Annotated in this window: 8 protein-coding genes and 2 rRNA genes (1 of these 10 only partly in view); 1 reads left to right on the plus strand and 9 read right to left on the minus strand. The window is 65.8% G+C overall.

What is annotated here, in order from left to right; translation table 11 throughout:
* Position 1: 1 nt before the first annotated feature.
* Positions 2 to 1,528: a CoA-acylating methylmalonate-semialdehyde dehydrogenase gene (locus tag HU772_RS21585; RefSeq protein ID WP_186661273.1), complete on the minus strand. Its 1,527-nt coding sequence runs from the start codon at positions 1,526 to 1,528 to the stop codon at positions 2 to 4.
* A gap of 133 nt (positions 1,529 to 1,661) precedes the next feature.
* Between HU772_RS21585 and HU772_RS21590 the strand changes: the two genes are divergently transcribed.
* Positions 1,662 to 2,612, plus strand: coding sequence for a LysR family transcriptional regulator (locus tag HU772_RS21590; RefSeq protein WP_186661271.1), 951 nt, complete (start codon positions 1,662 to 1,664; stop codon positions 2,610 to 2,612).
* Between the two features lie 375 nt (positions 2,613 to 2,987).
* Here HU772_RS21590 and yfiB read toward each other — a convergent pair whose 3' ends face one another.
* The 8 genes from yfiB to HU772_RS21630 all read right to left on the minus strand — a co-directional run.
* Complete coding sequence (yfiB, locus tag HU772_RS21595; RefSeq protein ID WP_186661269.1) at positions 2,988 to 3,479, minus strand: outer membrane lipoprotein YfiB; 492 nt, start codon at positions 3,477 to 3,479, stop codon at positions 2,988 to 2,990.
* 3 nt (positions 3,480 to 3,482) lie between these two features.
* Positions 3,483 to 4,754 (minus strand): diguanylate cyclase DgcN/YfiN, encoded by a 1,272-nt coding sequence (gene dgcN, locus HU772_RS21600; protein ID WP_186661267.1) that lies wholly within the window; start codon positions 4,752 to 4,754, stop codon positions 3,483 to 3,485.
* Positions 4,751 to 5,326 carry a regulatory sequestration protein YfiR gene (yfiR, locus tag HU772_RS21605; protein ID WP_186661265.1) on the minus strand — a complete coding sequence of 192 codons (576 nt, stop codon included), beginning with the start codon at positions 5,324 to 5,326 and terminating at the stop codon, positions 4,751 to 4,753. The genes dgcN and yfiR overlap by 4 nt, the downstream gene beginning before the upstream one ends.
* A gap of 69 nt (positions 5,327 to 5,395) precedes the next feature.
* Positions 5,396 to 7,471, minus strand: coding sequence for an exodeoxyribonuclease V subunit alpha (recD, locus tag HU772_RS21610; RefSeq protein ID WP_186661263.1), 2,076 nt, complete (start codon positions 7,469 to 7,471; stop codon positions 5,396 to 5,398).
* Positions 7,468 to 11,139, minus strand: coding sequence for an exodeoxyribonuclease V subunit beta (gene recB / locus HU772_RS21615; RefSeq protein ID WP_186661261.1), 3,672 nt, complete (start codon positions 11,137 to 11,139; stop codon positions 7,468 to 7,470). Before recB ends, recD begins: the two co-directional genes overlap by 4 nt.
* Entirely contained in the window at positions 11,136 to 14,618 is a 3,483-nt protein-coding gene (gene recC / locus HU772_RS21620) for an exodeoxyribonuclease V subunit gamma (protein ID WP_186661259.1), read from the minus strand. The genes recB and recC overlap by 4 nt, the downstream gene beginning before the upstream one ends.
* Positions 14,619 to 14,774: 156 nt before the next feature.
* A 5S ribosomal RNA gene (rrf, locus tag HU772_RS21625) occupies positions 14,775 to 14,890 on the minus strand.
* 133 nt (positions 14,891 to 15,023) lie between these two features.
* Positions 15,024 to 15,546 (minus strand): 23S ribosomal RNA (locus HU772_RS21630); it runs 2,370 nt beyond the window's last position.

Genomic DNA, 15,546 nt, shown 5'->3' on the forward strand with positions numbered 1-15,546 from the left:
CTTAGCGCAGGCTGATGGTGGTGTTCACACCGTCGCCCGCGCTGTCGTCATCGAACCAACGGGCAGTGACGGTCTTGGTCTGAGTGTAGAACTGCACCACCTGCTTGCCGTACGGGCCGAGGTCGCCGAGCTTGGAGCCACGCGAGCCGGTGAAGCTGAAGAACGGCACAGGCACCGGAATCGGAATGTTGATGCCGACCTGGCCAATGTCGATCTCGCTCTGGAACTTGCGCGCCGCCGCGCCGCTCTGGGTGAACAGGCCGGTGCCGTTGCCGAACGGGTTGGCATTGACCAGGGCGATGGCCTCGTCGAGGGTATCGACCTCGAGGGTCACCAGCACCGGCCCGAAGATTTCCTGGGTGTAGATCTGCATGTCGGTCTTCACCCCGGAGAACAGGGTCGGGCCGACGAAGTTGCCCTGCTCGTAGCCCGGCACCTTCACATCGCGGCCGTCCAGTTCGAGCGTGGCGCCTTCCTTGATACCGCTTTCGATCAGGCCCAGCACACGCTCCTTGGCGCGCTTGGAGACCACCGGGCCAACATCGGTGCCCGGCTCGTTGCCAGCATTGACCTTGAGCTTGCTCGCCGCCTCCTTGATGTCCGGCAGCCATTCGCGGGCCTTGCCCACCAGCACCGCCACCGAGGTGGCCATGCAGCGCTGGCCGGCCGCGCCGAACGCGGCGCCGACCAGGGCATTGATGGTCTGGGTGCGGTTGGCGTCGGCCAGCACAACAGCGTGGTTCTTGGCGCCCATCATCGACTGCACGCGTTTGCCGTGCTGGCTGCCCAGGTTGTAGACATGGGTGCCGACCTCGGTCGAGCCGACAAAGGAGATCGCCTTGATATCCGGGTGGGTGCAGATGCCGTCGACCACCTGCTTGCCGCCATGCACCACGTTGAGCACACCGGCTGGAATGCCGGCTTCCAGCGCCAGCTCGACCAGCATCATGGTCGACAGCGGGTCCTGCTCGGAGGGCTTGAGCACGAAGGTATTGCCGCAGACGATGGCCATCGGGAACATCCACAGCGGGATCATCGCCGGGAAGTTGAACGGGGTGATGCCCGCGCACACGCCGATCGGCTGGCGCAGGGTGTAGGTGTCGACACCGCCAGCGACGTTTTCGGCGAACTCGCCCATCTGCAAGGTGCCGATGGAGGCGGCGTGCTCGACCACTTCCAGGCCACGGAAGATATCGCCTTCGGCATCGGCAGTGGTCTTGCCCTGTTCGGCGCTGAGGGTCACGGCGATGCGCTTGCTGTGCTCGCGGATCAGCGCCTGCAGCTTGAGCATGATGCGCATGCGCGCGCCGATCGGGGTGTCGCGCCAGGTCTTGAAGGCGCGCTCGGCGGCGGCCACGGCGGCGTTCACCTCATCCGCGGTGGCGAACGGCACCCGCGCCAGCACTTGCTGGGTAGCCGGGTTGACGATGTCGCGCCACTCGGTGGTCTTCGACTCGACCCACTGGCCGTCGATCAACAGCTTGACCTGTTCGACCTTGGTCTGGTCGGGGGTTTGCGGTGCGTTCATCTGCGCTCTCCTTGGAATTATTGTCGGAACGAGATCGCCTACGCCGGCGTGAACACGGGGTGGCGTCTAGGGGCTGAGATCGAGTATAGATGTGCAAACATCCAACAAGAATGCACAAAAAAACCGGATCATCATGCAAAAAGACCTCACCTCCCTGAGCGCGCTCAACTGGGATGACCTCAAGTTCTTTCTTGAGGTAGCGCGCACCCGCAAGGCCAGCAGTGCGGCCAAGCGCCTGAGCGTGGACTACACCACGGTGTCGCGGCGCATCGGTTCACTGGAAGGGGCGCTGGGCACCTTGCTGTTCGAGAAGTCGCGGACCAACGGCTTCGTCCTCACCGCCGAAGGCCAGCGCCTGCTGGGCTACGCCGAGTCGATCGAAAGCACCTTGCACATGGCCTGCGAGCAGGTGTCGGGCTCGGGCGTGGCGCTGTCGGGGCATGTGCGCATGGGCTGCACCGAAGGCTTCGGCAGCTTCTTCGTCACCCCGCAACTGAGCCACTTCGTCGATGCCTGGCCGGCGATCTCGGTGGATATCCTGCCACTGCCGCACTTCATCAGCCTGTCCAAGCGCGAGGCCGACATCGTCATCGCCCTGGAGCGGCCCGAGCATGGGCCCTATGTGTGCTGCAAGCTGTGCGACTACCGCCTGCGCCTGTATGCCACCCAGGACTATCTGGAGCGTCACGCGCCAATCCGCACGGTCACCGACCTGGCGGGCCACCCCTTCATCAGCTATGTCGACGACCTGGCGTTCAGTTCGGAGCTGCTGTACCTGGCCAACCTGATCCCCAATGCCCAAGCCCATCTGCGCAGCACCAGCGTGATCGCCCAGTACACCGCGGCGTTGCAAGGGCGCGGGCTGGCGATCCTGCCGTGCTTCCTGGCGGCGCAGGACCCAAGGCTGGTGACGGTATTGCCGGAACAGGTCGAGGTGACGCGGCAGTTCTGGATGTATTGCCGGGAGGACTTGCGCAAGCTCAAGCGGATCACCCTGTTGTGGGATTACATCCGCGAGGTGACCGAGGCCAATGCGCCGCTGTTGATGGGGGAATCCCAAGAGATGAAGTTCGCCCTGGACTGACGGGGGCGTAGATTTTCAAACCTGTGGGAGCAACTGTCTTGCTCAACTGCTAAAACTAGCGCGCCGACCTCAGGGCATGCACCACACCTGTGGGAGCGGGCTTGTCGGACCGCCGCACCGCCGCGAAGCAAGCGACGCGGTGCCTGGCACCGGCTGTGCCGGTGTTCGCGGCTGAAGCCGCTCCCACAGGGACCGCGCTGACCCCAGGTTATGCGTCTCTCATGTGGGAGCGGGTTTACCCGCGCAGCAAGCAACACGGTGCCTGGCACCGGCTGCGCCGGTGTTCGCGGCTGAAGCCGCTCCCACAGCGACCGCGCTAGCTTTAGCAGTTGAGCAAGACAGTTGCTCCCACAGAAATCGGGGGAAGCGATCGACTCAGTCAGAGGCCACCACGATCGACACCCGGCGGTTCTCCATGCGTCCTGCCGCCGTGCGGTTGTCGGCCACCGGCTGGCTGCTGCCCAGGCCGCGGGTCTGGATATTCTGCGGCTGCATGCCGATGCCGATCAGCGCCTTGGCCACGCTCTGCGCGCGGCGCTCGGACAGCAGCTGGTTGTAGGCGGCCTTGCCCGAGGCGTCGGCATGGCCGTCGATGCGCACCCGCTGGATATCCACCGACAACAAGGCCTTGCCGATCCGCTCGACAATCGACTCGCTCTGCCCGTTGAGGCTATCCAGGTCGCTGCCGAACAGCACTTTGCCCGACAGGTCGAACGCCCAGCCTTCGTCGGTCGGAGCAAAGCCCTCGCGCTTGAGCACCGCCACCTGCTCGGGGGTCAGGCCCTTGGGCGGTACGCTCTGGCAGCCACCGAGGGCGAAAAACGCCAGCAGCAGGGCGAAAAACGGAAAACGCAAACGATCGATCACGGTTCAGCTCCTGTTCTTTACGTCAGAGGCACGGCGGTCCGGCTGTGCCACTTGCCAATGGCCACGGCGCTTGCGCTTGGCCTGGTACATCGCCGCATCGGCGGCGTTAAGCAGACTGGCCGGGTCGCGGCCGTCGTCGGGGTAGTAGGCGATGCCGACACTCAGCGAGGTGGTGATGCTGTTGCCATCCTCCAGCTGCACCGGCAGTTTCATGCTGGCGACGATCTTCTCGGCGATCCGCTCGGCGTCCTCGCGCGAATGCAGCGGCGTGAGCAGCACGGCGAACTCGTCACCGCCCAGGCGCGCCACCAGGTCGTGTTCGCGCAACTGCGCGCGCACCCGGCTGGCCACGCTGATCAACACTTCATCACCCACCGCGTGGCCGAGGCTGTCGTTGATCTGTTTGAAGTGGTCACTGTCGAGGAACAGCAGCGCCAGGTGATCCTCATTGCGCGCGGCAGTGCGCATGCTGCGGCTCAAGCGGCCCTCGAAAAATGCCCGGTTGGGCAGGCCGGTCAGGCTGTCGTGACTGGCCTGGTGGGCGAGGCTTTCATTCTCGCTCTGCAGGTGGCTGTGCCAGGCCTCCAGTTCATCGAGCAGGGCATTGAAGTCGTTACCCAGCTCATTGAGCTCGGCGATCTGGGTCTCGGGCACGCGGCGGTCGAAGCTGCGCTCACGCCGCGCGGCGTGGGCAACGCTGGCCAGGTGGCGCAGGGGCCGGATGATATCGCCGAACACCCGGCGCGACAGGTACAGCGCCAGCACGGCACTGAGCACCGTGCACACCAGAATGCCCACCAGGCCACTGAGCAGGAAGCGCACCAGGCTGCCACCCTGCCCCGTCAGCTCGATATGGCCGACCTGCTGCCCCATGTGCTGCACCGGCATGTTGATCGGTTCCTCCAGCAGGCTGCGCGCCACCTGGGTCTGCAATTGCGCCATCACGCCCTGTTCATCGCGCTGCCAATGGGCCAGCAGGTCGCCGTCGTTGTCATACACCTTGGCATCGGCCACCTCTTCGGTGGCCGCGATCAGCGCCAGGGCTTCGTTGGCCGCGGCGCTGTCGTCGAAGACCACGGCGGCCTCGACGGTGTAGTTGATGGAACGGGCGATCAAGTGCAGGTTGTGGTTGGCGTATACCCGCAGGGCCGCGACCCCGAGCAGGGTCACCAGCACACCGGCCAGGCCGGCTGCAAGCAAGGCCACACCAAGATGCCCGCGCCCCAGCACCGCGCGCAGCGTCGGCCGGCTGAAGCGCTTGGTTGCACGCTTCATGGCTGCCCTGCCCGCCGTCGCGACAGTTGCAGCACGCTGGGGTGGATGCGCACGCCGCTGCGGGCCACGGAATCGAGGTTGACGTCGAAGGCCACCTGCGGGTCGCCGATGCGCAAACAGAACAGGCTGCCGACCGTGCACGGATCGCCGGCCTCGCTGATGCTCAGCACCGGGTGGCCGTTGAGCGCCTGGAACAAACGTTCGCGATGGGCCTGGTCGAGTTTGCCGATGTACACCGCGTCGCAGGCACTGGCCACGCTCGGGTCGTTGGCCAGCAGGCGGCGCACCTGCAGCGGCTGCCCGGAGTGCTGCACATCGCCCTTGATCAGGTCATCGGCATACTCGGTGGGGCCGACCAGGCACAGGCGCAAAGGGTTGGGCTCGGCGGGCCAGCGCGCGTAGCTGAGGATGCCCAGCACCACCTGGGTCACGGCCCGGGCCCGTTGCTGGGCCTGGGCATCCGGCACGGCGCCGGCCGCCCAGGCAGAAGCGCCGTTCGACAACAGCAAAGCCAGCAGCAGCGAGAACGCACAGCCCGACACTCGTCTCAGGGCCGAGACAGCCACTGTCATGGAGGGAAATCTCACAAAAGGTTTCCAAATAATGCCGCAACGATAGCATATCGGCGGCGAACTCCAGAGTCAGACTTGCTCCAGCATCAACCCCGACACTCGCCTGACCTTGCGCCCGACGGCCTCCTCGAACACCCCGGCGCGCGGTTCCACCAGGCTGAAGCACTGCTTGGCGCGGGTGATGCCGGTGTACACCAGCTCCTTGGTCAGCACCGGGTTCAGCGCATCAGGCAAGACCAGCGCGGTATGGCTGAACTCAGAGCCCTGGGACTTGTGCACGGTCATGGCGAACACGGTTTCCACGTCGCTGAGCCGGCTGGGCAGGACGAAACGCACGCCGCCACTGCCGTCGTTGCGCGGGAAGGCCACCCGCAGCAGCGCCTCGCCCTGCTCGTCCGGCAGGCGCAGGGCGATGCCAATGTCACCGTTCATCAGGCCGAGGCCGTAGTCGTTGCGGGTCACCAGCACCGGGCGCCCCTCGTACCAGGGTTGCTGGGTGTCGATCAGACCGGCGTTGTGCAGCACCCGGGCCACCCGTTCGTTCAGCCCCTCCACGCCCCAGGCGCCCTTGCGCACCGCGCACAGCAACTGGAAAGCTTCGAAGCCGCGCAGCACTTCGCTGGCCCACTGCTCCCAGCGCGGGTCGTCGGCGGGGGTGCCCGGCGCCGGACGCAGGCGACCAATGGTACGCAGATAGCTGCGGTAGCCTTGCGGGCCCTCCGTGCCCTGGTTGAGGCCATCGAGCAGCAGGCGGTCGAGGCGCTTGTCGTGCTCGCCACCGAGCGTCAGGCAGAACACATCGTCGAGCCGTTTCGCCAGCAGCGCGCGTGCCTCAAGCGCCTGCTGCCGGTTGACCAGCCGCGCCAGCTGGCCGATGCCGCTGCCCTCACCGAAGCGCCGGGAATGGCGCAGCATGACAATCTGCTGGGCCAGCGGCTTGCGCAGGCCATCGCCCGCTTGCAAACCGACACCGGCCAGCGACTGCCCCCCCATCTGCTCCAGCCAGGCCAGGGTTTGCGGCCAGTAGCAACCGTCCTCGGCATCCCGGCACAGATCGCCGAGCACCGCACCGGCCTCCACCGACGCCAACTGGTCCTTGTCGCCCAACAGCACCAGCCGCGCATTGGCCGGCAAGGCGTCGAGCAGGTTGGCCATCATCTCCAGGTCGATCATCGACGCCTCGTCGACCACCAGCACATCCAGCGGCAGGGGATTGCCCGCGTGGTGGCGGAAGTGCCGCGACCCGGGACGGCTGCCCAGCAGGCGGTGCACGGTACTGACCTCGGTGGGGATCTGCTCGCGAACCTCGGACGCCACTTGCAAGCGCGCCACCTGCTGGCCGATGGATTCGGTCAGGCGTGCCGCGGCCTTGCCGGTCGGCGCCGCCAGGCGGATGCGCAGGGGCCGGCCCTGCTCGACCGCGGGCCCCTGCAACAACGCCAGCAGGCGCACCACGGTGGTGGTCTTGCCGGTGCCCGGCCCCCCGGTGATCACGCTGAAACCTGCCCGGGTAGCCAGGGCACAGGCGAGCTTTTGCCAATCCACCTCGCCCATCGGCGCCCCTTCGTCGAACAACTGGGCCAGGCGCTGCGGCAGGTCGGCTTGCACCGGGAACTGGCGCGCCAGGCGCTCGTGCAGCGTGGTATCGATGCGCCGCTCGTAGGTCCAGTAGCGGCGCAGGTACAGACGTTCGCCACTGAGCACCAAGGGGCGGGGACGTTGCGCCAGGCTATCGCCAGCGGCCACCAGCGTGCTCTGCCCGATGCGCTGCAACCACAACGCCAGGTCGAGACTGCCTAGCAGCTGTGATGGCAACAGCAGAGGGCCTGTCAGGGCATCGCCTTCCGGCGGCAGCGACAGGGCGAAATCCGGCTCGGCGAGGGTCTGGCGCAGGTCGAGGCAGACATGCCCATGACCCAGTTGGTGACTGGCCAACGCCGCCGCCAGCAGCACCAGAGGGTCGCTGCCTGGGGCGCGCTCTTCGAGGAAACCGACGAACGCCCGGTCGAGGGCACGCAGCCAGCCGCGTTCGACCCAGCGATCGAGCAATGCCAGCAGATCATGGCTGTCGCGCAGGGGCGCCAGGGCGCTGAGGTGCTCGGCCTGCAACGGTGTCGGCAGCAGATCGTCGAGATTTCGGCTCATGGCGCGGCTCCGGCAAACAGGTCCTGTTGAGCGGACGTGGGCTCGCCGCGGAACAGCGCGTCGAGCTGCTCGATCAGCGCCCGTGGTGGCCGGGCGTGGTACAGCCCGTGCCCCGCCGTGGTGACGCCACGCAGGAAGATGAACAAGGCACCGCCGACATGGCGGTCGTAGTCGTAGTCGGGCAGGCGCGCGCGCAACTGGCGATGCAAGGCCAGCAGATAGAGCACGTACTGCAGGTCGTAGCGGTGCTCGAGGATCGCCTGCTCCATGGCCTGGGCCTCGTAGGCGCCAGCGTCGGGGCCGAGCCAGTTGGACTTGTAGTCGGCCACGTAGTAACGCCCGTCGAGTTCGAAGGCCAGGTCGATGAAGCCCTTGAACATGCCGTTGAGCACGGTCGGCAAAGCCGCCGGGCGCGCGGCGCCGGCATGGGTGTGGCGCACCACCAACTGGTCGAGCTGTTGCGCATCGACCCGATGGCTGGCGAACCAGAACTCCATCTCAATCTGGTACTGGCGCAGCTCGGCCAGGCTCACGCGGGTGCCCTGCAACGGCAAAGGCTGCACCAGCACCTGTTGCAGCCACTGCGTGAGCGTCGGAATCCAGTCCGTCCAGTCGCGCCGGTTGCAGCGCCGGCCAACCGTGCGTTCGAGCTCGACGGGCTGGGCACTGACCTCGGCAAAGCCTTCGCGCCCGGCCCATTCGAGCAGGCCGTGGAGGAAGGTGCCGGGGTTCGGGCCACGGGGGAAGCGATGGATGTCGCCCGCCTGCGCCGGCACCTCGCGCAGCTGCTGGCTGTCCAGGGCGTCATCATCCAGCAGTTGCTGGGCCTGGGAGCTGTCAGCGACGAGGGTCTGGTCGCCCAGGCGCAACGCGCTGTACGAGGCGATCCACCAATGCTCGGCGGCGGCGCGCCGTGGCTTGCGCGGCGGTAGCAGTTCGCGCTGGCTGTCCGGCATGCGGTAGCGCTGCTCATTGGCCTCGGGCAGCGCCAGTCTGGCAATACTCGGGCTGCTGGCCGCCAGAGTATCGAGCCAGTCACCCAGCTGGCTGCTGGCCGCCAGGGGCAGGCCACCACCGAGCAGGTAGCCCAGCGCCGAGCGGTGCAACTGCGAGCTGCGCTGGGTGCCGCGCTTGAGGTCGGCCACGCCCAGCCAGCAGGCATGCTGGGCCCTGGTCAGGGCAACGTAGAGCAGGCGCAGGTCCTCGGCCAGGCGCTCGTCGTCGGCGCGTTCGATCTGCCGCGCATCAGGGGTTAGCGTGAGGTGCGCGACGCCCTCGTCGTCATGCCAGCCCAGCGGCAGGCGCTGGCCGTCCACCGGCTTGCTGGTGCAGATGAACGGCAGGTAGACCAAGGGGTATTCCAAGCCCTTGGATTTGTGGATGGTCACCACCTTGACCAGCTGTTCGTCGCTCTCCAGGCGCAGGATCTGCTCTTCGCCGGCCTGCCCGGACGTAGCCAGGTGTTCCGTGAGGTGGCGGATCAGCGCCTGTTCGCCGTCCAACTCACCCGCCGCCTGTTGCAGCAATTCGGCCAGGTGCAGCAGGTTGGTCAGCACCCGCTCGCCATCGCTGCGCCCCATGAGCGTGCGCGGCAGGTGGAAGTCGTGCAGCAAGCGCCGCAGCATCGGCAGCACGCCCTGGCGTTGCCAGGTGTCGCGGTATCCGCGAAAACGCATGACCCAGTCTTCCCAGACCCGCTCATCCTGGTTCAAGCGCTCCAGCTCGAGCAGTGGCAGGTCGAGGGTCAGGCTGGCCAGCGCGGCCTTGAGCAGGCGTTCGGAATCCGGCTCGGCGCAGGCCTTGAGCCAGGCCAGCAGGTCGTGGGCTTCCTGGGCGGCGAACACCGAGTCCTTGTCCGACAGGTACACGCTGCGCACATCGCGGGCGGCCAGCTCGGCGCGGACCATCTGCGCCTCACGGCCATCACGTACCAGGATGGCGATATCCGATGGCAGGCACGGGCGCAGCTTGCCGGTCGCATCGGCGAAGCCGGTTACCCCCTGCTGGCCAGCAACGAGCAAGGCGACAATGTGGCTGGCGCAACTGGCCGCCAGGCGCTGGCGATACAGGGTGCCGGAAACCGGCTCGTCGCTCTCCAGTTGCCAGCACTGCAGCGCGGCGGTGGCCTGGCCGTCGATCAGCAACTGCTCGCTGCGGCCCTTGGCCTGGACCTCGACGAATGGCAACGGGTTGTCGCCGTCGCGGCGAAACAGGAACGCGCCGCGCCCTTCACGACGCGCCTCGGCTTCGAGGAACACCCGGTTGACCGCCGCGACCATGGCCTGGCTGGAGCGGTAGTTGGTGTCCAGGCTGTGCAGGCGCCCGGCGGTGGCACGCCGGGCGGCCAGGTAGGTGAAGATGTCGGCGCCACGGAAGGCGTAGATCGCCTGCTTGGGGTCACCGATCATGAACAGGCCGGTGTCCGGATTGTTCTCGGTAATACGGTAGATACGCTCGAAGATGCCGTACTGCACCGGGTCGGTGTCCTGGAACTCGTCGATCAGCGCCACCGGGAACTGCTCGCGGATCAACCCGGCCAGGCGCTCGCCGGCATCGCTGCCCAGGGCATGCTGCAAGCGCAGGAGCATGTCGTCGAAGCCCATCTCGGCACGTCGGCGCTTCTCCACCTCGAAACGCGCCGAGACCCAGGCCGCGGCATGCTCCAGCAGGCGCGCATCGGGGCTGGCCAGCCCCTGCAACTGTTCGCGCAGAGTTTCCATGGCGCGCAGCGCAGGGTGCTCGGGCGGCTCGCCGGCCTTCCAGGCCTCAGCCATGCCGGCCGGCGTCAGACGCGTGAAACCGGTGCCCAGGTCCAGCTCCATGGCCTGCTCGTCGCCGACCCAGGCACGCAGCTTGTCGAACCAGGGCTCGAAAAAACGAGCCTGCAGCTTGCGCCCGTCCGCCTGCTTGGCGGCCACGGCGTCGCGACAGATCTGCTGCAGCTCATCGGCCCAGGCGCCCCATGGCGCCTTGAGCTGGCCCAACTGCTCGCCGCGCTGGCGCAGGGTCGTCTCGATCAGCGCCTGCGGGTCTTGGTCATCCGTGTGGCCACGCACCTGCCCGAACAGCGGCCGGATCCTCGGCAGCAAGGCATCCGGGCTGCCCCAGTTGCCACGCACCCAGGCCAGCGCCTCACCGCGCATGCCATAGCAGAAGCGCCGCCAGTAATCGCGCATGACCTGCCCGAGCAATTCGCTGTGGTCGGTTTCCAGGCTCTGGGTGAACAGGCTGCCGCTGTCGAAGGCGTGCTCGCGCAACATGCGCTGGCACCAGCCGTGAATGGTCGAGACCGCGGCCTCGTCCATCCACTGCACGGCGATTTCCAGGCGGTTGGCGCAACGTGGCCAGTGCTCCTGTGGATAATCACCCCGCAGCAGGTGCAGCAGCGGGTCGGCGTCTTCCAGCTCGCCACGGAAGAACCGCGCAGCTTCGGCCAGGCGCGTGCGGATACGCTCGCGCAACTCCTTGGTGGCGGCGTCGGTGAAGGTCACCACGAGGATTTGTGGTGGCAACAGTTCGCGGGGGAAGGCCTGTGCGCCGCCATGCCCGAGGATCAGGCGCAGGTACAGGGCGGAGATGGTGAAGGTCTTGCCGGTACCGGCGCTGGCCTCGATCAGTTGGCTGCCATGCAACGGGAAACTCAAGGCCAGGGGGCGGGCTTGGCTCATTGGGCACTCTCCGGGTTACCCAGGGTTTGCCAGGGCGCGGCGAACAGGGGGCGGTACAGGGTTTCGCACCAGCCTTCGAACGTCTCGTCCAGGGCCAGCGCGGCGAAGTCGCGAAATTGCCGGAGCAGGGCCAGGCTCTCGCTACGCTCGCCGAAGCTGTTCTGGCCATCGCCTTCATAGGCGCGGGTCGCGGCGGCCAGGGCCTTGTTCGGGTCTTCCTGGGCGAGCCAGGCAAAGGCGGTCTTGATCGCCACCGGCAGCGGCGTGTTCATCCCCGCCTGGCGCGCCAACAACAGCTCGCCCAGGCGCTCGGCGGCCTCGTGCTGGGGCAGTGGGCCCAGCAATAGCGTCACGTCGCTGGCCACCAGCGCGCTGTGCAGCGGATAACCGCAGGCGCAAGCCGCCAGGTGCATGACCCAGGTCGGCACCAGGCGATGCCATTTCAGGTTGTTGCGCCCGGCACTGATGCTGTTGGGCACCGTAGCGATGCTCAGCAGGCTCTGGTCCTCGGCCTGGTATACACGGCCGAGCCAGCCCTCCAGGCGCTGCGGCCCCTGCTCAAAGTGGATGGGCAAGGCCCCCTCGACCAGCGTCGGCCAACGCTGCAACAGCTGCCGGTGGCGTTGCAGCAGGTCTGGCAGCGGCTGGATCAGCTCCACTTGCAAGGCCTCACCAAAACCGGCCAAGGGCAACAAGCCGCACGCCTGGAGGCGGCGCGCCTGGGTGTGCAAGGCTTGCTCGGCGTTGTCCGGGTCGGCCAGCGCGGCGCCGAGCAGGCTTTCGCTGAGGCCATAGCGTTGCAGTGCATCGAGGGTGAACGGCTCTTCGTCCGGGGTCGGCGCCTCCAGGGCTTCGAAAAACACTTTCAGTCGCTGGCTGAAGAAGTGGCGTACCGGGTGGCGCAGAAAGTCCTGCAATTGCGTCAGGCTCAGCGGCTCGTCGCTGCTGTACGGCGACAGCGTGGCCTGCTCGGCCCGGGTGTCGGTACTGGCCTGATGCAGTACCAGCCATTCATTGGCGAAGCTGAACAGCGAGCTGCCCTTCTGGAAATAGCGCTGGCTGAAGGGCTGCAATGGGTGCTCCTGGGTCAAGGCGTGAAGCAATTGCTGCCCCGGATCATCCCGTTGCCCGGCCTTGGCGCCGGCCAGTTGCCACCCAGCGGCCAGATGGTCGCGCAACTGACCGACCAGCACCGATGCCGGGCGCTCACTGTTGTCGCGAATGCTACGGCCCACCCAGCTGACATATAGCTGATCGCGGGCCGAGAGCAGGGCCTCGAGCAACAGGTAGCGGTCGTCCTCGCGCCGCGAACGATCGCCGGGCCGGTAGTCGCTGGCCATCAGGTCGAAGTCCAATGGTGGCTGTGCGCGAGGGTAATCGCCATCGTTCATGCCCAGCAGGCAGACCACGCGGAAGGGAATCGCGCGCATCGGCATCAGCGTGCAGAAGTTCACCGAACCTGCCAGGAAGCGCTGGGACAGCTTGCCCTGGTCCAGGCCCGACAACCAGGCCTCACGTACCACGGTGAGCGGCAGCAAATCCTGCAGGCCGACGGCCTCGCAGGTTTCCAGCCAGGTATCGCGCAGGTCCTGGAGCTGGACCAGCAGCAGTTCGTCGTGCTCGTCCTCGGCCAGGAAGAACACCTGCAACAGTGCATGCAGTCGCTCGCCCCACTGAGTGGCGCTGGCCGGCTGCGACAGCACCTGGCAAGCCACCTCCAGCGCATCGAGCAAGGCGACCAGCGGGCCGATCAAGGCCGCGTCGAGGCCACCGATCTCGTCGTAGGGTTCGATGCCATCGCAACCCTCGCCCACTCCCACGGCATACCCAAGCAACATGCGGCGTAAACCGAAACGCCAGCTGTTCTGCTCCAATCCTTCGGGCAGGCCAAGGATGGCACGCTGCTGGGCACTGAGGCCCCAGCGGATGCCGGCGCCTTCGATCCAGCGGTGCAGGGTGGCAAGGTCGCTCTCCTGGATGGCGAAGCGCGCGCGCACGGCAGGCACATCCAGCAGATCGAGCACTTCGCTCACGGCGAAACGGCTGTCAGGCAGCTTAAGCAGGTGCTCCAACGCAATCAGCAACGGGTCTCGGCCGCGCTGGCCCTGGTCGGTCAGGGTGAAGGGGATGTAGCGCGGGTCATTGCGCTCGAGCTGGCCAAACACGGCGCGGATATGGGGTGCATAGGTATCGATCGCCGGGAGCATGACGATGATGTCCCGCGGGCGCAGCGTGGGATCGGCACTGAAACGGGCCAGTAGCTGGTCGTGGAGGATCTCCACTTCGCGCTGCGGGCTATGGGCGATATGGAAGCGTACGGAGCGGTCCTTGGCAGGCTCCACCGCCGGCCACTGTTCACGGGTTTCCGCCAGGGGACGGAGTTCGAGGATGTCGTCCTGCAACTGGTTGAGCAGGGTCTTCGGCGTATGCTCGCTGAACAGGTCGATACGCCCGTCGCTGAACACGCTCTGGTAGCTCCCTGGATCGTCGTAGCTGTCGAGCAGGTTGATATAGTCGCGGCCCTGCTTGCCCCAGGCGGCCAGGAGCGGGTGGGCGTGCTGGTGCAGCAGCTCGTCATCCAGGTGCAGCGGCATGCCTTGCTTGCGTTGCTGACGCTTGTACTGGTGGCGCAGCAGGTCCTTGTCGGCGACGATATCGCCCCAGTGGTGGCGGCATGGGTTATGGACGCACAGCAGCACCTGGCTGAATCGGGCAAGACCGGCCAGCGCCTCGAGGATCTGCGCGGGCAGGGACGATATGCCAAATACGATCAGCCGGGCAGGCAGCCCCGCTGGGGCATGTTCCAGGCTGTTGATGCGCTCGATGAAGCGTTGATGCACCCCCGCCCGGCTTTGCGCCATGCCGGCTTCACCCACGTCCTCGAGCAGGATCCGCCACAGTTCGGCCTGCCAGCGATTGCCCGGGGCCAGGGGCTTGCGCTCACCGCGCGCGGTATTGAGCACATGGGCACCATTGGCCCAGTCCTTGAGCCAGTCGGCCCGGTAGACTTGGTACTGGTCGAACAGATCGGCCAGGCGCTCGGCCAGCTGGTAACGCTTACGCAAGTCACTATCGTCGGTCAGGAAGCGGCGCAAGGGCTCGAAGTGTGGCCGCTCGATCACCTCCGGCAGCAGGCGCATCAGGCGCCAGGTCAGCGGGGCCTTGTCGAGCAACGACACCTCAGGGATTTCGTCGCGCCCCAACACCTTGCGATAGAGCTGCCACATAAAGCTGCCCGGCAATTGCACATCGATCGCGGCAGCAATGCCACAGCCGCCTTGGTCATCGTCCTGCGGATCCTCGGCCAGGGCCAGCTTCAGCCATTGGGCGATGCCATTGCTCTGTACCAAGGCGATTTCGTTTTCCAGAGGCGCCAAGGGGTAGCGACGCATCACACTCACGACCAGGTTGCGCAAGTCATCCAGGCGGTTGCCTTGAACGATCATGAAGCCTGGATGCAGTGAGGTGGTCTGGGGCATTGGGTGTTCTCAGAGGGCGGCCGGTTGCAAATAGGAACCTTATCACGGATGCAGGAGCCAGCCTTGCTGGCGAACCAGGCGACGCGCTGTCGTTATGGAACGCAGAAAAGACAAAACCCCTACCTGCTCGCGCAGATAGGGGTTTTGCGAAATGAATCTTGACGATGACCTACTCTCACATGGGGAAGCCCCACACTACCATCGGCGATGCATCGTTTCACTACTGAGTTCGGGATGGGATCAGGTGGTTCCAATGCTCTATGGTCGTCAAGAAATTCTGTTGCCGTGAATGCCTTGCAGCACCCTCAGCCAATTCGGATATGTGATTTGTGAAGTTGCGAACTTTCGGGTCTTTCGTCTTCACCACCACAATCTGCTTTCGTGTGCAGATTGCTTGGGTGTTATATGGTCAAGCCTCACGGGCAATTAGTATTGGTTAGCTCAACGCCTCACAGCGCTTACACACCCAACCTATCAACGTCGTAGTCTTCGACGGCCCTTCAGGGGATTCAAGATCCCAGTGAGATCTCATCTTGAGGCAAGTTTCCCGCTTAGATGCTTTCAGCGGTTATCTCTTCCGAACATAGCTACCCGGCAATGCCACTGGCGTGACAACCGGAACACCAGAGGTTCGTCCACTCCGGTCCTCTCGTACTAGGAGCAGCCCCTCTCAAATCTCAAACGTCCACGGCAGATAGGGACCGAACTGTCTCACGACGTTCTAAACCCAGCTCGCGTACCACTTTAAATGGCGAACAGCCATACCCTTGGGACCGGCTTCAGCCCCAGGATGTGATGAGCCGACATCGAGGTGCCAAACACCGCCGTCGATATGAACTCTTGGGCGGTATCAGCCTGTTATCCCCGGAGTACCTTTTATCCGTTGAGCGATGGCCCTTCCATACAGAACCACCGGATCACTAAGACC

The sequence above is a fragment of the Pseudomonas xantholysinigenes genome (assembly GCF_014268885.2).
Classification (GTDB): Bacteria; Pseudomonadota; Gammaproteobacteria; order Pseudomonadales; family Pseudomonadaceae; genus Aquipseudomonas; species Aquipseudomonas xantholysinigenes.

Bases quoted from the DNA above. Each gene is read 5' to 3' on its own strand.
- HU772_RS21585 (WP_186661273.1), bottom strand. From the start codon at position 1,528: ATGAACGCACCGCAAACCCCCGACCAGACCAAGGTCGAACAGGTCAAG.
- HU772_RS21590 (WP_186661271.1), top strand. From the start codon at position 1,662: ATGCAAAAAGACCTCACCTCCCTGAGCGCGCTCAACTGGGATGACCTC.
- dgcN (WP_186661267.1), bottom strand. From the start codon at position 4,754: ATGAAGCGTGCAACCAAGCGCTTCAGCCGGCCGACGCTGCGCGCGGTG.
- yfiR (WP_186661265.1), bottom strand. From the start codon at position 5,326: ATGACAGTGGCTGTCTCGGCCCTGAGACGAGTGTCGGGCTGTGCGTTC.
- recD (WP_186661263.1), bottom strand. From the start codon at position 7,471: ATGAGCCGAAATCTCGACGATCTGCTGCCGACACCGTTGCAGGCCGAG.
- recB (WP_186661261.1), bottom strand. From the start codon at position 11,139: ATGAGCCAAGCCCGCCCCCTGGCCTTGAGTTTCCCGTTGCATGGCAGC.
- recC (WP_186661259.1), bottom strand. From the start codon at position 14,618: ATGCCCCAGACCACCTCACTGCATCCAGGCTTCATGATCGTTCAAGGC.